The sequence below is a fragment of the Paenibacillus sp. sg306046 genome (assembly GCF_059821225.1).
The window spans coordinates 146,524-166,976 of record NZ_JCAMRT010000006.1 but is presented as its reverse complement, the minus strand read 5'-3'; the positions used below and the strand labels follow the sequence as shown (position 1 = coordinate 166,976).

The 20,453-nt window shown below is 55.8% G+C and carries 21 protein-coding genes and 1 other annotated feature; of the genes, 3 read left to right on the top strand and 18 right to left on the bottom strand.

The window, feature by feature from the left end:
- Positions 1–10: 10 nt before the first annotated feature.
- The 11 genes from rpsA to AC6ROY_RS08370 all read right to left on the bottom strand — a co-directional run bounded on the left by rpsA (position 11) and on the right by AC6ROY_RS08370 (position 9,366).
- Entirely contained in the window at positions 11–1,246 is a 1,236-nt protein-coding gene (rpsA, locus tag AC6ROY_RS08420; protein WP_500099776.1) for a 30S ribosomal protein S1, read from the bottom strand.
- A 90-nt stretch (positions 1,247–1,336) separates the two neighbouring features.
- Positions 1,337–1,921 carry a lysophospholipid acyltransferase family protein gene (locus tag AC6ROY_RS08415; protein ID WP_500099775.1) on the bottom strand — a complete coding sequence of 195 codons (585 nt, stop codon included), beginning with the start codon at positions 1,919–1,921 and terminating at the stop codon, positions 1,337–1,339.
- A gap of 3 nt (positions 1,922–1,924) precedes the next feature.
- On the bottom strand, positions 1,925–2,605 hold the full coding sequence (cmk, locus tag AC6ROY_RS08410; RefSeq protein ID WP_500099774.1) for a (d)CMP kinase: 681 nt from the start codon (positions 2,603–2,605) through the stop codon (positions 1,925–1,927).
- A gap of 75 nt (positions 2,606–2,680) precedes the next feature.
- Positions 2,681–2,965 carry a hypothetical protein gene (locus AC6ROY_RS08405; RefSeq protein WP_500099773.1) on the bottom strand — a complete coding sequence of 95 codons (285 nt, stop codon included), beginning with the start codon at positions 2,963–2,965 and terminating at the stop codon, positions 2,681–2,683.
- A gap of 65 nt (positions 2,966–3,030) precedes the next feature.
- On the bottom strand, positions 3,031–3,684 hold the full coding sequence (locus AC6ROY_RS08400; RefSeq protein ID WP_500099772.1) for a flagellar brake protein: 654 nt from the start codon (positions 3,682–3,684) through the stop codon (positions 3,031–3,033).
- 201 nt (positions 3,685–3,885) lie between these two features.
- On the bottom strand, positions 3,886–5,247 hold the full coding sequence (gene ypeB, locus AC6ROY_RS08395; protein WP_500099771.1) for a germination protein YpeB: 1,362 nt from the start codon (positions 5,245–5,247) through the stop codon (positions 3,886–3,888).
- 158 nt (positions 5,248–5,405) lie between these two features.
- The gene (locus tag AC6ROY_RS08390) at positions 5,406–5,570 is read right to left on the bottom strand and encodes a hypothetical protein (RefSeq protein ID WP_500099770.1); all 165 of its coding nucleotides are present in this window, start codon (positions 5,568–5,570) and stop codon (positions 5,406–5,408) included.
- 54 nt (positions 5,571–5,624) lie between these two features.
- Positions 5,625–6,317, bottom strand: coding sequence for a glutamic-type intramembrane protease PrsW (gene prsW, locus AC6ROY_RS08385; protein WP_500099886.1), 693 nt, complete (start codon positions 6,315–6,317; stop codon positions 5,625–5,627).
- 118 nt (positions 6,318–6,435) lie between these two features.
- Positions 6,436–8,010, bottom strand: a complete 1,575-nt coding sequence (locus AC6ROY_RS08380; RefSeq protein ID WP_500099768.1) for a DnaB-like helicase C-terminal domain-containing protein — start codon at positions 8,008–8,010, stop codon at positions 6,436–6,438.
- 98 nt (positions 8,011–8,108) lie between these two features.
- The gene (locus AC6ROY_RS08375) at positions 8,109–8,714 is read right to left on the bottom strand and encodes a genetic competence negative regulator (RefSeq protein WP_500099767.1); all 606 of its coding nucleotides are present in this window, start codon (positions 8,712–8,714) and stop codon (positions 8,109–8,111) included.
- A gap of 268 nt (positions 8,715–8,982) precedes the next feature.
- Positions 8,983–9,366: a hypothetical protein gene (locus tag AC6ROY_RS08370; RefSeq protein ID WP_500099765.1), complete on the bottom strand. Its 384-nt coding sequence runs from the start codon at positions 9,364–9,366 to the stop codon at positions 8,983–8,985.
- Positions 9,367–9,501: 135 nt separating this feature from the next.
- Between AC6ROY_RS08370 and AC6ROY_RS08365 the strand changes: the two genes are divergently transcribed.
- Positions 9,502–10,425, top strand: a complete 924-nt coding sequence (locus tag AC6ROY_RS08365) for a polysaccharide deacetylase family protein (RefSeq protein ID WP_500099885.1) — start codon at positions 9,502–9,504, stop codon at positions 10,423–10,425.
- On the opposite strand, the gene AC6ROY_RS08360 is transcribed toward AC6ROY_RS08365, so the two are convergent.
- A complete protein-coding gene (locus AC6ROY_RS08360) occupies positions 10,382–10,606 on the bottom strand; it encodes a hypothetical protein (protein WP_500099764.1) in 225 nt (74 codons plus the stop codon). The genes AC6ROY_RS08365 and AC6ROY_RS08360 overlap by 44 nt on opposite strands.
- Entirely contained in the window at positions 10,607–11,200 is a 594-nt protein-coding gene (locus AC6ROY_RS08355) for a CPBP family glutamic-type intramembrane protease (protein ID WP_500099762.1), read from the bottom strand.
- Positions 11,201–11,269: 69 nt separating this feature from the next.
- On the opposite strand from AC6ROY_RS08355, the gene AC6ROY_RS08350 reads away from it, so the two are divergent.
- Positions 11,270–12,181: a hypothetical protein gene (locus tag AC6ROY_RS08350; RefSeq protein WP_500099760.1), complete on the top strand. Its 912-nt coding sequence runs from the start codon at positions 11,270–11,272 to the stop codon at positions 12,179–12,181.
- 104 nt (positions 12,182–12,285) lie between these two features.
- On the opposite strand, the gene AC6ROY_RS08345 is transcribed toward AC6ROY_RS08350, so the two are convergent.
- The gene (locus AC6ROY_RS08345; RefSeq protein ID WP_500099759.1) at positions 12,286–12,609 is read right to left on the bottom strand and encodes a rhodanese-like domain-containing protein; all 324 of its coding nucleotides are present in this window, start codon (positions 12,607–12,609) and stop codon (positions 12,286–12,288) included.
- A gap of 250 nt (positions 12,610–12,859) precedes the next feature.
- Positions 12,860–13,099, top strand: a binding site (T-box leader).
- Between the two features lie 68 nt (positions 13,100–13,167).
- On the opposite strand from AC6ROY_RS08345, the gene serA reads away from it, so the two are divergent.
- Positions 13,168–14,751 (top strand): phosphoglycerate dehydrogenase, encoded by a 1,584-nt coding sequence (serA, locus tag AC6ROY_RS08340; RefSeq protein WP_500099758.1) that lies wholly within the window; start codon positions 13,168–13,170, stop codon positions 14,749–14,751.
- A gap of 144 nt (positions 14,752–14,895) precedes the next feature.
- On the opposite strand, the gene AC6ROY_RS08335 is transcribed toward serA, so the two are convergent.
- From AC6ROY_RS08335 to resB, 4 genes are all read right to left on the bottom strand, one after another.
- Entirely contained in the window at positions 14,896–16,746 is a 1,851-nt protein-coding gene (locus AC6ROY_RS08335; protein WP_500099757.1) for a HAMP domain-containing sensor histidine kinase, read from the bottom strand.
- Between the two features lies 1 nt (position 16,747).
- Positions 16,748–17,464, bottom strand: a complete 717-nt coding sequence (locus tag AC6ROY_RS08330; protein WP_500099756.1) for a response regulator transcription factor — start codon at positions 17,462–17,464, stop codon at positions 16,748–16,750.
- Between the two features lie 66 nt (positions 17,465–17,530).
- Entirely contained in the window at positions 17,531–18,778 is a 1,248-nt protein-coding gene (ccsA, locus tag AC6ROY_RS08325) for a cytochrome c biogenesis protein CcsA (RefSeq protein ID WP_500099755.1), read from the bottom strand.
- Complete coding sequence (resB, locus tag AC6ROY_RS08320) at positions 18,775–20,448, bottom strand: cytochrome c biogenesis protein ResB (protein ID WP_500099753.1); 1,674 nt, start codon at positions 20,446–20,448, stop codon at positions 18,775–18,777. The genes ccsA and resB overlap by 4 nt, the downstream gene beginning before the upstream one ends.
- Positions 20,449–20,453: the final 5 nt, after the last annotated feature.

Genomic DNA, 20,453 nt, shown 5'->3' with positions numbered 1-20,453 from the left:
CGACGAAAGCTTATTTAAATTTGCTCAGCTTGTCACCGAAACGCTCGCCGAGCGTCAAGTTCAGGCCTTGCATTTCTTCATGCGATACGGATTCTCTTTCACGTCTAGGCGCGCGCTCGCCACGCTCTGGCTTAGGCTCGCGGGCAGGAGCTTCTTCCGTTTCCTTGATGCTCAAGGAAACGCGTTTTTCGCCAGGATTCACATCCAGCACCTTCACTTGAACCTCTTGACCTTCCTTCAGCACTTCATGCGGCGTGCCGATATGACGGTGGGAGATTTGGGAGATGTGTACGAGACCTTCAACGCCAGGAGCGACTTCGATGAAGGCGCCGAATTGAACGAGGCGTTTTACGGTACCCGTTACGATATCGCCAATGTTGATGCTGTTAGCCACTTGCTGCCAAGGTCCTGGCTGCGTAGCCTTGATGCTGAGCGAAATCCGCTCGTTAGCCGGATCAACCTTCAATACCTGCACCTTCACTTGATCGCCTTCCTTAACAACCTCGGAAGGTGTTTCAACATGATGCCAAGCCATCTCGGAAATATGAACAAGGCCGTCTACGCCACCGATATCGACGAATGCGCCGAATTGGGTCAGACGTTGAACCGTACCCGTCAGCTCCTGGCCTACGGACAATTGGCCCAGAACTTCAACCTTCTTCGCTTCGAACTCCTCGTCCAGAACATCCTTCTGGGACAGGATGACTTTGTTTTTCTCTTTATCCATTTCTTTCACGCGCAGACGAAGCGTGCGGCCTTTGTAATCGCTGAAATCTTCAACGAAGTTGCGCTCAACCATCGACGCCGGCACGAAGCCGCGAAGGCCCACGTCTACAACCAGTCCGCCTTTGACCACTTCAGCAACTTTCGCTTCCAGGATCGTTTTGTTTTCCAGGTCAGCAGCCAGCTTTTCCCATGCCTTTTCGCCTTGGATTGCGCGTTTGGACAAGACAAGCGTTTCTTTGTGGTCATTGATCGTCAGAACTTTCAATTCGATGTCCTGGCCGATTTCAACGCCTTCGCCCGCATTGTCCAGCGAAACGGAAGACAGCTCACGCAAAGGCACCACGCCGTCATATTTGTAGCCAACATCGACGACCGCTTGGTCTGCTTCGATTTTGATGACTTTGCCGGTTACGATATCACCCTTTTTCAGGATGTTGACATTGGCCATGGACTCCTCTTGGGATACCTCGGCAGTTTGTTCCTCTTGAAGCTCTTGGTCTACTTTGATTTCATCAGACATGATTAATTTCCTCCTTAACGACCTAAACGACAGGTAATGGTTTATTTTATAAAAAACTTGTTTCCTCTTTTGCTACAGTATGCCACCAAGTTAACGCTTCGATGCGTGCAGCTGGTGCATCTGCCGGATGGTGCTCATAATCTTATCGGTCGCCTGCTCCAGCCCTTCGGAGCCTGCGTCCGCGAACTCGCTCAGATCGACGGCCGGGCCATAGACGATTCGCATGGGACGGAATAACGAATAATTGCCGATAATCGCCGCCGGAATCACAGCAGCCCCCGATTTGATGGCGAGACTGGCCGCGCCTTTCTTGCCCATGCCGCCTGCATTGCTGCGCGTGCCCTCCGGAAAAACACCGATGATGCCCCCGCCTTTCAGCAGCTGCTGGGAGAGTCGGATCGACTCCTTGCTCACCCCGCCGCGCTTGACAGGAAACGCACCGATCCGCGGGAGCACCTGCTTCAGCAGAGGCAGCTCGAACAGCTCGGCTTTCGCCATGTAGTGCACCTTGCGCTCAAGCGGGCAACCCAGCATCAAAGGGTCCCAATTGCTCGTATGATTGGAGCAAAGCACGACGCCTCCCTCCTGGGGAACATGCTCCAGTCCTTCGGAACGCGCCCGGAAGAAAACGGCAAGCATCAGCCGGAACAAACCACGGAAAAAGCGATACATCATACGTTATTTCCCTCCACCGACGCGACTGCCGGCAAGCTCCAAAATACGCCCGACGACATCTTCAATCGTCAGCTCGCTCGTATCCAGCAACACAGCGTCCGGCGCTTTGACCAGCGGCGATGTTTCCCGCTGCTCATCCATCCGGTCGCGCTCGGCGATCTCCGCCATCAGCTGCTCAAGCGTAACGGACGGCTGGGAATCGCGAATTTCCTTCAGGCGGCGTTGCGCCCGAATCTGGACGCTGGCGGTGAGAAATACCTTGACCTCCGCATCGGGCAACACATGGCTGCCGATATCCCGGCCATCCATCACTATCCCTTTGCTTACGGCCATCTCCTTCTGCTTGCGGGTCAGTACGCTGCGAATTCCCGCAATCGCGGACACGCGAGATACATTACCCGTAACCTCCGCCGACCGAATCACGCCTGTTACATCACGGCCATCCACGTACACGGCTTGTCCATGTTCACCCGGCGCCAGACGGATGTCCGTCTGCTGGGTTAGAGAGATCATCTTCTCCATCTGATCCGGTCGAAGGCCTTCCTCTAAAATCCGCCAGGTCACTGCCCGGTACATGGCCCCGGTATCGACATACACGAAACCGAGCTCCCCCGCCACCAAACGGGCGATTGTACTTTTGCCAGCGCCAGCCGGACCGTCGATTGCGATGTTAAACCTCTCCAAAGCTGCGGCCTCCTTACCCCATTAAAAAAGACAAGCAATCTCCAAAAAACAGGCCTAGGCCTTGAACGAAGAAAATTATACCATAGGTTTCTCGAAAAATGCAAAAGGCTGTGTGCCTAAATCATGATCTTTCGCCGTCTGCCGCCAGGCCGAGCCGCCTTTGTAGGGGTCGCCCTCCAGCCTTTCCACCTTCACTAGCTGCCGGCGAAGCCCCGGAACAAGCAGCAGCGCCTGCGAGACAAGCAGCGCGCACAGAAATAAGGCAAGCAGCGCCAGCAGCGTCTTCTCCACGCGCTTCGAGAAGCTGAGAAACAGCTCCTCGTACCGCTGCTCTGCTGCCGATTGGTTCTTTGGACCCATACGATCGTCTCCAGCCATCAAGGTTGTGCGTAGTATACCCGCCTGATCAGGAAACAATTCCCGGATTATTTTTTCCGGAAGTCAAACTGCCGCTCGAAGCAGTAGCGGATCACCTTCTGCCGATCGCTTTCGGAAATCTCAAGAAACCGCAGCATCACCTGCTGACGCCCCGTTTCCAGCGGCTTGACGCGTACAATTTCGCTTTTAAACGGCACATGCTCAATCATGCCGCTTTTGAACGGTACCAGCAGCCAGCAGCCGACCTGCAGTCCGCTGCGGACCGGGACATGCCCTTCGCAAACTAAAGAAATGCCGCCGCCGCCCACGTCGTCGGTCATCGCCACGAACTGGTAGTTGTCGCCTAACCTTACGGCAATATCCAGCTCCGCCGGCACGCGCAAAAAATTGCGGCGCTGCACCTTCGTAATCGACGCAAGCTCAGGCGTCCTGATCTCGACCAGACGAATCACATCGTCATTAAAGCCGAGCACGGAGGAGCTGAAATAATTTTTGACGCCGCCGTCCGTTATAAAATAAATCGACAGCTCATCGCCAGGATACAGCCGCTTGAGGCGTCCGGACGTCTCGTGAAGCGGCACTTCCATGCTGATGCATCTGTCGTTGATATCAGCAATGCGCGATTTGTATTCCTGCCTGGCTTCCTCCTCGTCAATGGAGTTCACCTGAATATGCAAGATAGAATTGACCTTCGGAAGCAAGCTGTGCGACCCCCTGACTACATCGTTAGCGACACATCGCAAGGGACATGCGCCTTCCTATTATATCACGCCCCTGCCATATGGAAAGCTTAATTTACAGCGGCTGCGGGGCATCGTGCAGGAGTAGAAGGGACGAAAAACCCGAAGCCGCCCGGCTCCGGGTTTTCTGCTGCTATTGTGAACCGGACGGTGCGGAGCAAGTCAGGTTTGCGTCACCTGCGCCTCTTCCGTTCCGATCTGATCAATTTTTTCCTCCACTCCGTTTTCAGCATTTACATAGATCCGATACAACCCGCCGTTGACGCGGCCGATGAACTGGTAGCACAGCACTTCCTGCTTGACGTCGTTGCGGATCAATGCCTGATGAACGCTGTCCACCTGAAAGCTGTCGCTGAGCGTCTTGCGGGCTTCCTCCAAGGTAAGCTTGGGGGCGGCAAGCTGACGCTCCTTCTTGTCGTGTACATAATCGGCGGCTTCCAGACCGATCACCTCGCCATTATCCAACGCTATCTTAACCGCCACTTTTTCCAAATAATTAATAACATCGTTGCTCGTGCGCGCAGCAAACGTTATATTGGCCGCATTGCCGTATTCGTCATAGCTGACCGCCGTCATGTTCGGATAACCGCGCTCATCCAGAAACTGGGCTGCCGCATCCCTCGCCTGGCGCAGGTCCAGCTGCTTGGACGGAACGTCCCGGACCGCTGTAAACCATAGCAGCTGACCGCCTTTTTTCGAATAATCGAGATGCGCGCCGTCTTGTGAGCCTTCTTTGGCTACGTACGCGCTGAAAGACTGCTGCTCCGTTCCGGCGCCGTTTTCGACGACCTGCACCGCATTCGGATCGGCCAAGCCGAGAAATTTCGCCGCCTTCGCTTTGATGTCGTCGGCCGTCACCTCCGCCCCCGTCAGCATGCTCAGATCCCGTGTCTGATACATGCTGACGACCGTCGGGCTCCAGTTGATTTCCGGGTACTCTCCGACCTTCTTGTCCACCGTCGTAAACCCGTCGATAATCGCATTGTCCTGCGGCTGCTTTTCCGTCGCCAGCGCCAGCTCAACGTCCATCCACCGCAAATTTTGCTGGATGACCGTCGATTGCACCTCGCGAAGATCCTTCGTAATTTGCGTCGAATGATCATACAGCGCCGTCAGCGTCTTCATCTCTCCATCAGACAGCGGCTGCTTGCTCAAATCGCGGACAGCCGCCCGGTAAGCGAAATTCGAAATGTTTGCAAGAAACTCCTCGGTTTTGTTAAAGGGCAGCAGCGTCAAGGGCAGCTGGCTAATTTCATTTTGCGCCTGGCTTGTAATCCGCCACACGTTAATGAGCCCTTTTTTGTACGCATCCTGGGAGGTCGTATTTACCGCCAGCGTATTGCCTAGCTCCGTATGCAGCTTATCCACATGGAAGGACAAATCATGAAACGCCCGCTGGTACTGGTTTTCCGCCTTGATCAGCACCGAGTTTTTCTCCTGATGCTCCATGTACCCCCAAAATCCCGTTCCGATCAGCGCGATCAGCAAAATCGGAAACATAACGATGCTCAGCCGTTTGTACATAACTAGCTAACTCCCTTCTTCAGCCATGATTGGAGTTAGTTTGCTCAGGAAGACATCCGCTTTATGCACCTGCCGCCGCGCAGCGCCGCAACAACAGGCGTTCTGCTTTTTTCTGTTTCACAAAAAAACCGGCCCGAAGGCCGGCTGCTGCCGCTGGATCATGCATGGTTGGTTTCGATCTCAAAGTCGTGGTCGTTGTCGCACACGCATTGCTTGAAGCCTGTATCAATACGCCCCTTGTCCATGCGTCCTTTCAAAATAAACTTTTCTCCGCAGCAGTTGCAGCGGATTCTCACCTTGACCCGCACTTGTACAGCGTCCATAAAAAATCCCCCGGTTTCTAACAGTTTCAGTTAGCTCCAGTATGGACAAGCCTGCTAAATTTTAACCCGTTCCTCGCGCGTAACCATCCGCAGCGGCGATTTCGCATTCGCCCGCTTCACCTTCCACAGGCTGCGCGTCCACAGAAAGACCATCAGCGGGACCATAAACCAGGCCCAGTACCCTTTGGTCGCAAAAAGCGTATAATCGAACACGCCGTGCCAGAAAAACGGCAATACAAATGCCATCGTCAGATGTCTGCGCGCATGCTCCGGATCAAACTTGGCCCGGCCGAAATGGTAGCCCATCATCACGCCAAACATCGCATGGCCCGATACGGGCAAAAATGCCCGAAACAGCAGCGTCGAAAAGTCCATCGAATTCAGCAGCGCATACAGTACATTTTCCAGCGTGGCAAAGCCGAGCGATACCGCAACCGAATACACGATGCCGTCGTAGGGCTCATCAAAATTCGTATGCTTGTAGATGATGAACAGCACGATAAACCATTTCATGAATTCTTCGGGGAACGAAGAAGAAATAAACGAAAACACCAGCGGATGATCGCCAAATGCTTGCACAAACGCACGCTGCAGCACCATCACGGGAAACACAATGAGCACGCCGAAAAAAAACAGGCGCAGCACAAGTGAAATCGGTTCGGGGGCATACCGGTCCTTTAAATAAAAATAGGACAACAGGGCGACACCCGGCGCAACAGCAGCAATTAACAGCGAAAGTAGGCTCAGGTGCTCCCCCTCCGATCCAGACGTAGTAAATAAACTCAATTATAACAGCTCAGCCGAGCCACAGCATGTTTTTCTTGGCGCTGGCTAGGGAAGCCGCGCTCCGAAGAAGGCGCTCCGCCTAAGCTCCTTCGGACGCCGGCTCCTCCGCAGCTGCGGCTTCACGGGCCGGCTCGGCCTCCGCTTCAGCCTCAAAACGGGCAAGCCGCTGCAAAAAACGGAGCGGCACCTGCGCCAGCGACCCGTTGCGGTGCTTCGTCAGCTGCAGCAGGCATGGCGTCAGGTCGGCGGCGTCCTTGCCCGCTTCTTCGAGCTGTGCCAGCGACAGCACCACATCGGCAGCCGCTTCCGCTCCCTCGGGCAGCCGCTCTGCCGCCAAATCAATCGGAATCGCGGTGACGACTGCAGCGTCATTTTCCTGCGACCACTGCTTCAGCACGTAAGCCAGCATCGTCTGGTGCTCAGCGACCGACTGAGGCTGGCGCTGCATGCCGGCGGTCGGGATGCGGTTGAGATGGTCGATGAAAACGACAGGCGCCCGGCCCGCGATGCCAGCAATTCGCTCGATCGTCGCAAAGACACGGTCCATCGTCATCGCCAGCGAGCATTCGATTGTCCACAGCCATTTGCTGATGTGTGCATATTGCTTGTTGGCGCGGCTGACCTCATCCGGCGACGCCTTGCCGCTAAGCACAAGCTGCGGCTCTGTGCCGATCAGCCGGGCGATGCTGCGCGCCCACAGCTCAAACGCCGTCATATCCCAGGAAACGTACACGACCGGAACCTGCCCCGCGGCAAGCTCGTCGGCCATTTGCTTCATCAGCATCGTTTTGCCGGAGGAAGCGCTGCCGGTCAGAAAATACAGCCCGGTCCGCAAGCCGCCGAACAACGCGTCATCGAGCGGAGCGAGACCGGTCGGCAGTCCGGTAATCTGGCCGCGGTAACGCTTCATATATTCTTCCGTATAAGCGGTGATGTGCTTGACATCCGGAGAAATCGGGAGCAGCAGCGACTCCTCCATTGTTTCATTAAGGAGCTGAATAAACGTATCCAGCGGGTTCTGCACCCGCACAAAAAAATCGTTCACGTCCTTGATTGACTCCGGGAGATTGACGATAAAAACAGCCTTGGCGATCTCCTGGAGCATCGCCTGGACTCGCGAGCTTTCACGGCGGCCCAACTCATCATTCCCGAGGCAAACAAACACCCGCTTGTCCTTCAGCTTCACCGCATACGATTCCTTAAACGTCATCCAGACGGGCGGACAAACAGCCGGCAGGCGGGATTGGGCCAAGCTCAGCACGTCAAACACGCCGCTGCACAGCACCACGTCCTCCGTTTGCTCCAGCACCGACTCGTTGAACATAAAGTCCTCGACGCCAACAAGGGTCTTGTACTTGGGATCACGATTGTCGACGGCACGGCCGATCAGATCGGCCGGCCTGCCTTCCTTGTCCGTCAGCGGAATAATGACTCGGTTTTGAAAGTAGCCGCCGAGCTTGCCCGACTGCACGTAAAATCCGATCTTGCCAGGCTCATAGCCGATCCGGTACTGCTCAGCCGTCTCCGGCTCGATGCCCCGGCGCTGCAAATAATACAACGCTTCACCGCTCAGCTGCTTCTGGTAATGCGCGACCAGCTCTTCCAGGTCAAACGACGGTTTAGCCGCGCTTTTATTTATGCCCGTCACCTTCATGCTCCTCCCCGCAAAAAAAGCATTCCTCAAAAACGGTTCGTTTTTGTGAATGCTTTACCCTATATTCGTATGCATGGAAACGGCTTTACCCGCTAAGCTTACTGAAATTTGGCGCAAAGCGTTCCGAGTGCGTTCTCGGCAATGACAGTTTTGCCGTATTCGTCAAGCACCGCAGGCGTAACCGAGGCGGACTCCCCGTATTCGGATAACACAGCTACGACGGCCTGCAATTTTTTCTCGTCCATGGACTCGGCGTCAAGCAGCAAAATCCACTTGTTTTTGTAAGCGTACAACGTGCCTCCGTCGGTCAGCGCCGGGGCCATCACCTTCGCCAGACGAAGCAAATCCTCGAAGTCGTTGAACGCATAGGTGACCTGATCGGTCTCCTCCAAGGTCAGCTCCAGCTCGTACACTTCTTCCTCAAGTTCGTCTTCCATCGTATCGTCGCCGGAATTGAAGTTCATCTTGCCGCGTGTCACAATGACCATCATTCCTTGGGCCGGCATGGCAAGAACCTCGACTGCTAGCGGACCGCTGGCATCAAATCCAAGCTCCATGTAAGCTTGATCCATCATTTCGCTGAACAGCTCATGAACCTTGGGGATTTCTCTCCACATGTCATCCTTCTGAATACCGCGCTCTGTTAAGTCATCGAATGTGAGGAATATCCGTATCTTGTCCTGACTTAAACGCTCCATTTTCATACTGGATTCCTCCCTTGCCGACTGAATAACAGCTTATGAAGTTGGGGTTATAATGGTGTGCTCCATCAAAACTTGCCCTGAACAGGGCTCTTCCACAGCTTGTATGCCAGGTTACGACTATTATATCACATTCCGGCCGGAAAAGAACATTTTCTGGCCGAAAAAAGGCTTATAACCAAAAAATCCTCTCTGTTCCACACACGCAGCAAAAAGACGCCGGGCCGCTTCTCAAGGAAGCGCCCTGCGCCTTCTGCCATCCGCTCTCCGCTTAATGTGTCTGGACGTCCTGCTCTTTGAGCGAAGCTCCGGCCATAATCTCGTCGACCGCTTCCTTGAGCTTGGGGTCCTGACGAACGATTTCCTCGACCTTGCCAAGCCCGTTAGGCTCGCCGCTGCCGGAATCGCTTTTGGCGCTCGCTGCGGACTGCTTCTTCGATGCCGATGCGCTCTGGCCGTCCCAGACGCCTGCTGAAAAGGAGCGGCTGTCCGTGTCCTTACCCGGCTTGGCCCAGTTGTCGCGCTTCTTCAGCAAGTCGGCGGCCGAATCGCTGCTGGTCATCGCCGAAAACAGCAGCGGCTTGACCCGCTTCGTCACATAGACCGCCGCGGCCGCCCCGACAATACCGCCTAACAGAAACGTACTCACTTTCATGGCTATCCCTCCATCATGCTGGTGTACGTACCTATTTTCCGTTAGGTGCCCGGCCATCATACATGATAAAATCAGGAAGGGACGGCTTGTCCCTGCACTAACATTGCTTACAAGGAGCCTACAACCGCCATGTACATGAAACGATGGATGATCATACCGGCCGCGCTGCTGATGACTGCGGCCGTAACAGCCTGTCAGGCCGTTCCCTCCACCCCTGACGCTACCGGGCAGATGCCGCAAGCGGAAGTACAGGCGCCGGCCGCTCCAGAGAGCGTTCCCAGGCCGAGCGGCGATCCGGCACCCGGTACGCCAGCAGCGCCGTCTGCGACGCCTCCTGTGTCCGCAACGGCTGAACCCGGTCCCGCGGAGCCGGCCGCTGCAGCCAAAACGTACCGCATGAATCCGAAAACGTATGATATCGTACCGATTGACCCGGAAAAGCATTCCAGGAAGGTCGTCCTGCTTACGTTCGATGACGGCCCTAAGGAGCTCGACATGAACAAGGCGCTGCTGGATACGCTGGACAAGCACAAGGCGAAGGCGATCTTTTTCCTGAACGGCTACCGGATCAAGCAGAAGCCCGACATTGTCAAGCTGCTTGACGAGCGCGGTCAAACCATCGGCAACCACTCATGGGATCATATTGATCTCAAAAAAGAAAGCAAGGAAAAGGTCGACCAGCAGCTCGCCGACGTTCAGAAGGCGGTCAAAGATATCATCGGCAAAGCGCCATCGTTTTTCCGGCCGCCCCACGGCTCCGGCAGCGACCTCGTGCGAGCCAAGGCGAAGGAGGAGCAACTGCTGTATATGACCTGGTCCAACGGCTCCAAGGACTGGGAGATGTCGGTCAAAAACCACAGCGCGGACCAGGTCGTCTCCAATGTGCTGGAGCAGCTGCATCCGGGCAGCAACATTTTAATGCATGAGCTGCCTTGGACCGTTGAAGCGCTCGACCAGCTGCTGACCCGACTGGAGGAGAAGGGCTACGGCTTCGTTGACCCCGAGACGATCGAGGTTACTGAGACAGCCGTCTCCACCCCCACAAAAGCGACCCGATAACAAGCAGTATAAAAATCCAGAGCAGCGACCGATAAAAGATACGTAGCCACTTCTCCTTTTCGGGCGGATGGACGGAGCCGCGCGGAGGCAGGTAGTGCTCGGATTGCTCGGAAGAGTCCGCCTCGGCCGGGTCCGGCGTCGGCGGCGCTATCGGCTCAGAACGCGTGCGTTTGGCTTTCATCTAGGTCTCTCTCCTGTATCGTAAGATGCACCCCATCACAAAGTCGATGAGAAAATGAGCGAGGATGGGCGTCCAGAGTGAGCCGGTCTGGATATAAATCCAGCCGAGGCCATAGCTGATGCTGAACACAAGCCCGGTCATCAGCCAATGCTGCAAATAGCGGAAATGGATGGCCGCAAATAGGATGCTTGTCCAATACGGCCCCCATGACGCCTGGATCGCGCCGCGGAACAGCAGCTCTTCGCAGACGGCTACGGCAAACGACATCACGGCAATATGCCAGAGCGGACGGTTGCCGAACAGCTTCTCGTTAATGCCGCCGTCATCGGTCACTTCAGGCGGCACCCACCGGGATACGAGCAGATCGACGGCAAGCACGACAGCCGCATACACGCCTCCCCAGCCTACGATGCGCCAGCCCGGCGAGATCGCGAATATAGACAGGAGGTCCGGCTTTTGAAACCATAAAATAATGGCGGCAATCACTAAAATAACCGCTTGCGTGACGTACAAATTGATGATCAGCAACCGATCCGTCAATTCATCCGCACTGACCGGGCGGAGCTTTACCGATTTAAAGTTAATTTTTTTCATGAAGATTCCCTTTTTCGACAAATTCGCCTATACTAGCTGCATAGAAATAGAGTTGAGGTGCTTGGGCCTATGGAGAAACGTTTAAACCGGACAGACTATTTGTTTGCCATGACATTCATCTTTATGCTTGTTGTAGCCGTGGGTGCTTTTTTCTACGGCATGCAGCTGGGCAAGAAAAACGCTTCCGCCTTCTATGAAACCCAGCTTGTCAAGCAAAAGGAAGAGCAGGACGGCTTTACAGCGTACCATCAGCAATATCTGGTTTCGTTCTATCATACCATTTATCAGCCTTACAGGGAATTTCATCAGGCCTGGTTCGACAAGCTGGATCGGCTGCAGGCCAATCATACGACCGACGCCTCGCTTATGCTCAAGGAGCTGGCCAAGCAAGCCCAGGCCAGTTATGACGAGCTGAGCCAGAAGTCAGCGCCCGCTTCTTCCCCGCTGCTTCAGGCGGCGCAGCAGGACTATATGAAAAGTCTGAAGCTGTTCAGCGATGCGCTGCCGGGATTTGCGTCCAAGGCCAACGCGATGCCGGTCACCGAGCTGATCAATCAGCTGCAGGCCGATCCTTATTTGTCGGAAGCCCGCAACTTTGCGCTGAAAGCGGAGGACGAATACTATGACGCCATTATCAAATGGGCCGAAACGTCGATTGCCGGCTTCAAGCCGATTGATCCTGCCGCGCCGCTCGCCGTGAAGGATTGGAGCGCGCTTTCGCTGAACATGAAAAACGCTTATATAGCCAACTGGCTGATGACCAGCAAAAAATACGAAGCGTTCACGCCGCAGGATCTGAGCAGCCGGATCGACGATATGATTGCGAACGGCCAGATTAAAAAAATGAACCTGAACGACATCAACGCCATCGCCGACATGCTGATCGCCACCGACGCTGTGCGCGCAGGCGACTTCCTGCGTACTCGCAGCAAGCTGTATGCGAACGAAACGCTGCCGCAGCTGCCTTTCTTCACCAACTGACATGCGCAGCAAGCGCCGGCCTGCCAAGCAGGAAGGAAAAGCCGCCGTTCCCTCCGGGGAATGGCGGCTTTTGTCGCTTCAGGCAATGCCTCGCTAGCTCCAAATCAGTCGTAACGGACGCCCTGAACTGCAGCAAGCGCAGCCATGCCGCCCTCGACATTCACCGTATTGTCGAAGCCGTGCTCGCTTAAATAACGGCATACGTTCTCGCTGCGCACGCCATGCGCGCACACCACATAAATCGGCTGATCCTTAGGCAGCTCGGCCAGCTTCTCCGGAATCGTCATCATCGGCATCAGCTCCATGCCGTCCCAATGGTAATAATCCCATTCCTCCTGCTGCCGAACGTCGATCGTCAGCGTGCCTTCCAGCTCGCCCCGCTCCCGCATTCTGGCATACGCATCCGGTCCGATCCGGTCATATGACATGTGGCTTCCTCCTCATCCTGCTGCATGCTTCTGCCTGCTTACGTTTATTGTACCCGCCTCATCCCCGGCTTGGCAAACCGTACAGAGCGTTCTGTGAATACTGGCCGTTGCGTCTCCCATTTCCGCCCGGTCGACGGTTGAAGCAGACGAGAATAGCCCACTGCTCCCATCTATTTGCCTGACTTTCGATTTTTCCTTGACAAGCCCAAAATTTACGTGATAAGCTAGTGAAAAATTTAGCGATATATGATGACAAACGATGACGGAACCAAGTATGCTGCGGAACGTACAGAGAGCCGGTGGATGGTGCAAACCGGACGTAAACGCCATGCGGAGCACTCCCGAGTTGCTGCATCGAACTTTCAGTAGTTGCAGCCGGCTAGAAGCCGTTACCTTTCTCGGTCTGTGTTGAACAGACCCGCTAAGGCCGTGTGCGCGAGCATGCAGCGAATTAGGGTGGTACCACGAGAATCAGCTCCTCGTCCCTTGTATACGCTAGACGTATCGGGATGAGGAGTTTTTTGCTTTTTACTACATGCACAACGGAGGGAATTGGCAATGTTTAGAGTGTTGGTTATGGATGGAATCAGCGATATGGGGATTCAGTTGTTGTATGATGCCGCTGATGTCGAGGTGGACAAGAAAAACGGCCTGTCCGAAGACGAGCTGGTTGCAATCATCCCTGACTACGACGCAATTCTCGTGCGCAGCGCGACAAAAGTTACCGAGCGCATCATGAACGCAAGCAGCCGCCTGAAAGTGGTAGGCCGCGCGGGCGTCGGCGTTGACAACATCAACCTGGAAGCTGCCACCAAACGCGGTATTGTCGTCATTAACGCTCCGGACGGCAACACCATCGCTACCTGCGAGCTTACGTTTGCCATGATGATGTCAACTGCCCGGATGATTCCGCAAGCGTACAAGAAAACGGTTGGCGGCGAATGGGACCGCAAAACGTTTGTTGGCGTCGAGCTCCGCAATAAAGTGCTCGGTATTCTCGGCATGGGCCGGATCGGCAGCGAAGTCGCCAAGCGCGCAAAAGTATTTGGCATGGAGGTGCTCGGCTACGACCCGTTCCTGACCGAAGAAAGAGCCGATCAAATGGGCGTCAAGCTTGGCACGGTCAACGAAATTTGCAGCAAGGCCGATTTTATTACGGTGCATACGCCGCTGACGAACGAAACGCGCCATATGATCAGCCGTCCGCAATTTGAGCTGATGAAAAAAGGCGCACGGATCGTAAACTGTGCCCGCGGCGGCATTATCGACGAGCTGGCGCTTGTCGAAGCGATTGAGTCCGGCATCGTTGCCGGAGCAGCCTTTGACGTATTTGAAGCCGAGCCGCCGGCAGCTGATCATCCGTTCCTGAACAATCCGAAAATTATCGTAACCCCGCATCTGGGCGCATCGACGATTGAAGCTCAGGAAAATGTAGCGATTGACGTTTCGGAAGAAGTGCTGCATATTCTCCGCGACGAGCCGTTCAAAAACGCGGTCAACATGCCGCCGGTGCCTGCCAACGTGTTAAACGCGCTGCAGCCATACTTCAATCTCGGCGAAACGCTCGGCAACTTCCTCGGCCAAACGATCGACAGCGCCGTCAGCGAAATTGTCGTCAGCTACTCCGGCGATTTGACCGATGTCGATACATCGCCGCTGACACGTTACATCGTGAAGGGCGTGCTGCAGCATCAGCTGGAGGGCGTCAACGTCGTGAACGCGATGCACCTGGCGAAATCCCGCGACCTGAACATTGTCGTGCAAAAATCGTCGGCGTCGAAAACGTTCACCAACCTCGTGTCGGTTACGCTGAAGACGAAAAACGAACAGCGCACGCTGGCAGGCACTCTGCTGTCCGGCTACGGCGAACGGATCGTGCAAATCGACCAGTATCCGGTTGACTTCGCTCCTGCCGGCACGCTGCTGCTGATCTCGCACAACGACAAGCCGGGCATCATCGGTAAAGTCGGTACGCTGCTGGGCAACAATGACGTCAACATCGCCACCATGCAAGTAGGCCGCAAGGTCATCGGCGGCAACGCCATCATGGTGCTGACAATTGATAAACACGCGCCGCAATCGGTGCTGGAGCAGCTTTCCGCCCTGCCGGAGCTGACCCATGTGCGCGAGCTGACGCTGTAAGAGCTGACACCCCGGAACTGCAGCCCGGAGCATCATCGTGCCAGGCTGCGTACTTGTTCCACGGACAACAACATTTGCAACCTTTTTTCTACACCTGTTAACAGCAGCAAACCCCCTCCGGCCTAGGGCCGAAGGGGGTTTTTGTTAGGATTTCGCAGGTTGACACGGTAAAACGATGGAAAATGTCGTTCCTTGACCTGGCTGGCTTTTCGCCTGTACGATGCCCTGGTGGGCTTCTACGATGTTTTTCACGATGGACAGTCCAAGACCTGTACCGCCGGATACGCCTCGCGTACGGGCCTTGTCGGCCTTGTAAAACCGTTCGAACACATAAGGCAAATCCTCGGACCCGATCCCGTATCCCTCGTCCGACACCTCGATGAGTACAGCGGCCTCTCCGCGCAAGCGCGTCGCCTCGGCGCTGACCCGGATGCGCGCTTCGGCAGGCGTATGCCGGAGCGCATTGTCCAGCAAGTTCGTCAGCACCTGCTCAAGCCGGTCCTCATCGGCCTGCTCCAGCAGCAGCGGCTCATCCGGCAAGGCATAGGTCAGCTCGATGCCCTTCTCCTTGGACAGCGCGGCAAATTTGCGATGCATGCGCCGGATAAACGTATGCGCGTCCAGCTCCCGCAGGTTGAGCTGCATATGGCCGTTTTCCATCCGCGCCAGATCAAGCAGGTCACGCACAAGTCGGCCCATGCGCAGCGACTCGTCATAGATGACCTGCGCGAGCTCCTTGCGCGCTTCCGGCGTTGCGGCGATATCGTCGAGCAGCGCCTCGCTGTAGCCCTGCAGCATGGACAGCGGCGTGCGCAGCTCATGCGAGACGTTGGCGACGAAGTCTTTGCGCAGCTTTTCCAGCCGGAACTCCTCCGTCACATTGCGCAGCACCGCAACGACCCCGCGAACGGACTCCTGCACGTACAACGGAGCCATGACGACCGACCAAACCTCGCTTTTGACATGCAGCTTCGTCGTCATCTCCTGCGGGTGGGCGATCACCTCGTCGAACAACGGCCGCAGCGGCTCCGGAATCCGTCGCCAGTCCCAGCGGGCCGCGCCGGATGCTGCAGGCTCCTGATCTTCGCCCGGCCACTCCAGCTCGTTCCATTCGCGGATAATGCGTTCCCCTTCGGGGTTGTCCAAAATGACCCGGCCTTCCGTGTCAAACGTCACGACAGCGTCGGCCATACTGCGCAGCACGCTGGCCAGATGCTCCTTCTCATGACTGAGCGCCTGAATCGTATCCTGCAGCTGGACGCCCATTCGGTTAAACGTCTTGCCCAGCTCGCCGATCTCATCGGATGATTGGATCGGCACGCGACTGCCGTATTCCCCCTCCGAGATCAAATCGGCGGCCTTCTTGAGATTAAGCAGCGGCTGCGTGATCCGCGTCAGCAGGAAGAAAGCGAAAAATGTCGTCATCAGAAAGCCCGCTACGCCAACGACGACAAACAACGTCTTCACATAATCCTGCGTCACCTCGGACGACTGGGTCAGCTGGTACATGATGAGCGCTCCGGCGACGGTCGCCTGATCCTGCTCCATGTATGGAACAGCTACCGCCGTATAGGTGCGGCCGAGCGGCGAGCGCACGGCAATCGCCAGGTTGCGGTTGTCGACCGCCTCGCCCGCGAACACTTTGGCCAGCTCATTTTTCGTAAAGAAGTCGTCGAACTGAATCCGGCGGTCATCCGATTCGCTGATCGGCGTGCTTTCCTGCTCGTACGTCCGGGTGACGACCAGCACGCTGGCGCCCTGAGCGTTCAGCAGCTCATTGACGACCTGCAAATAGCGGCGCTCTTCCTTATGCAGAGAAAGCTCGCTGGCGACCTTCACGGCAAGCCGGTTGAGCGTCTCAACCTGATCCTTCGATTTGGGGAAGGACGTTTCGATATATTTGAACAAAAAGGCGCCGACAGTCAGCAGCACGACCACCACCAGGCCGATGATGGTGATCCACAGCTTGCCGACAATGCTTTTGAAAATAAACACGTTACTTGGGCACCTCAAGCTTGTAGCCGACGCCCCAAACCGTTGTAATCATGGCCGCCGCATCCGGCGATACTTTGTTCAGCTTCTCACGCAGCCGCTTGACGTGCGTATCGACCGTTCGCAGGTCGCCGAAAAATTCATAGTTCCAGACGTCCTTCAGCAGCTCCTCACGCGAAAACACCTTGTCCGGCGAAACGGCCAAATAATGCAGCAGCTCGTATTCCTTCGGCGTCAGCGCGACCTCCTGACCGCCTGCGCTTACACGGTGGGCGTCATGCTCAATAACCAGATTCGGGAACACAATATTGTTGCTCGAATTCACTTCCTTGGACAAATACGCAGTAACCGACGAACGGCGCAAAATCGCTTTGACCCGGTAAATCACTTCACGCGGGCTGAACGGTTTCACAACGTAGTCGTCCGCGCCTGATTCGAAGCCCTGCACACGGTTCGTTTCCTCGCCTTTGGCGGTCAGCATAATAACCGGCGTCGACTTGACCTGGCGCAGCCTGGCGCATACTTCATTGCCGTCAATGCCCGGCAGCATCACATCAAGCAAAATCAGATCGTAGTCGATGTCCAGCGCCTTGCGCAGCGCCGATTCCCCGTCCTCCGCCTCGTCGATGCGGTAATTTTCCTTCTCCAGGTACATCCGCAGCAAGCGGCGAATCCGTTCCTCATCATCAACAACCAATATGTTCATTTTCACATCTGTCATTGGCCATAAACCCTCTTTCACACTCAGAATGACGGTCTCTTCCCTGCCCTGCGCACTGCGCACAGCTTATGTACCGGAGTACGAATGCAAGCCCGCGATGACGAGGTTAACTCCGATTAAGGTAAACATGACGACCAGGAACCCGATGACAGACAGCCAGGCCGAACGCTTGCCCTGCCAGCCGCGGGACAACCGCAGATGCAGGTAGGCCGCATAAAACAGCCAGACGATCAGCGCCCATACTTCCTTCGGGTCCCAGCCCCAGAAGCGGCCCCACGCCTCATGCGCCCAGATCATCGCAAAGATAAGCGCGCCCAGGGTGAAGATCGGATACCCGATCGCAACCGACCGGTAGCCGATTTCGTCGATATCGTCCCGATCAACCCCCTTCAGCAGCGGGTGCAGCGCTGCGCCCAGCGGCTTGCGTGCGGCCAGCCGCAGCAGCGCGTACAGCACAATCCCGCCGAGCACCGACCAGACGACCGTATTCAGCTTGCGCCCGGCGTTGGCGCCCTTCATCCAGGACGGAGCTTCCATCAGCGGCTCGGTCATGCCGAAAAACGGCGTCATCTGCATCGTCTGCCCCTCATGCGGCCCGAAAATCGGAGGCAGCACATAGGTCGTCTCCTGCGGCACCAGCTGCTCCACATTGTTCAAGTCCTTGATGACCGCGTTGCTCGTAAACACAGCTTTGTAGCCCATGCCGTTGAACGTAAAAATCGAGGCAACAAACGCAACAACGACCGCCAGCGTAAACAGCGTAAACTCTACCCCGCGCTGCTCGCGCCGCGCAGCCTTGCTGCGCTCCTCGAAGTTCACGTTTTGCACCAGGTACATCAGCCCCGCGGCAAAGCCGACAGCGAAAAACGCTTCGCCTAGCGCGGCCGTTGTCACGTGAATTTTCAGCCAGTAGCTTTGCAGCGCCGGGATCAGCGGCTGCACCTCGCGCGGAAACACGGAGGCATAAGCAATCATTATGATCGCCACCGGCAAGGAAAACACGCCAAGCACCGAGGTTTTGTACAGGAAGTAAACGATGATAAACGCCAGTACAATCATCATGCCAAGCATCGTCATAAACTCGTACATATTACTGGTCGGAATATGGCCGGCCTCCGCCCAGCGTGTGAAGAAGAAGCCCGCATGGGACAAAAAGCCCGCAATCGTCAGCCCGATGCCGATCCGGCCCCACTTGCGGCCGTAGCTCTCGGGATCGGTCACCTGCACAGACTTCTTGCCTGTAATGCCGATCACAAAGCCCATCAGGGCCAGTGCGTAAATAATAAATGCAACCAGCAGTAACGTGCTGCTCACGTCTCTTCCACCCTTCTTTCAAGCGTTTTCGGGTCAACCTCGATTCCTGTTTTGCCGAGAATCTGGGCAATTTCCTTGCGAAGCCCGTACCAATTTTTATTCGTGTGCGCGCCAAGTGCCAGCTCGCCGTCGTCGATCCGCAGCCAGATGCGGCGGTGATGCCAGTAGAAGCCCATAATAAGGCCGATCATGGAGATAGCCGCTCCGATCCAAATAAACGGCATCGCCCGATCCACCCGAATGTTCAGGTAGCTGATATATTCGGAGAACTGGACATTTTCCATCGAGCCGACCGAAATTTCCAGCTTCTGTCCAAGCGCGCCGTTCACTTCATCCTGACGGAAATTCACCTTGTCCACCTGCCGGGGGAAGTACATATAAGGCTCGCCCTGCGGCGCAAGGTCCGGTCCCGTAATCGTGAACACAAAGGCCGGCATCAGCGGTTCCTTCGTCTTCGTCATCGGCAACCCGTTCGAGTCTACGGCAAAGTCCGGGAAATACGCGTTCAGCTTGAGCTGGTACGGACCTAAGATATACAGCTCCTTCGGGTTGTCCATCGACAGGTCGAACTGGCCGTACGTTTCGCCCGTCTGCTTGTTGCGCAGCGTCGGCTTGACCGCAATCAAGGTCGGCTGCGGCTTGAAGTCGAACTGATACGCGAGCAGCCCGTTATAGGACAAGGGCTTGTTGACGATGATGTTTTGCTTGTGAACCTCCTCCAGCACCGGCTCCTTCGCGGGATCGTCGCAATCCGCCTTGCACATGTACAGCGCCGCCTGGGTTTCGAACACCTTGGGCACATCAATGCCCTTGGAGCGGAAGTCCTCGGTCATTTCCTCCGGCGTGTAAAACTCCAGCGTAAACTTCTCATTTTTCAAATAGTAAGAGGTTTCAGGAATTTTGACCAGCTTGCCCTCCGGAAATGCGAGATGCTGATCCATATGCCAGCCGGGAATGCTCCGCATCAATACCGCGCCGAGGAAAATAATGAGACCGATATGATTAATATACGGGCCCCAGCGGCTGAACCGGTATTTCTCCGCCAGCAGCGCTCCTCCGTCCATATTTACGCGGTAGCCGGACTTCGACAGCGCTTTTGCCGCCTGCCCGGTCCAGTCGTGAGCGACAGCTTCGCCTGAGCCGCCCGGCACCGGACCGATATAAGCAACCTTCTGGCGGGTAATAAAGCGCAGATGCTTGCGAATCTGCTGCTTGCTGAGCGCCTTGTACAGCGGCAGCACCCGGTCCAGGCTGCAGACGACCAGCGACGTGCCGATCATAAACAGCAGCGTAATAAACCACCAGGACTCGAATGTATGGGACAAGCCAAGCATATAATAAATGTAGCCGCTGAAGCCGTACGTTTCCTCATAGTACACGGACGGATCGAAGTTGAGGAAGGTGTTCTCCTGCGGATAAATCGTTCCGAGCGCCGAGCCGATCAGCGTAATGATGATCAGATAAATAGCCACCTTGACCGAGGAGAAGAAATTCCAGACACGGTCGATCAGCCGCGGGTTCGTCTTCTGAGAGCGGCGGGCCATTCCGTCGTAGCGCATCTCAAGCGGCTCGGCTCCCCCGTCATCCTCCAGCGGCTTGCCGCAGGCTTCGCACAGCAGCGTTCCGACAGGATTTTGATGCCCGCATTCGCATTTCGTATTGTGAATCATGGGGC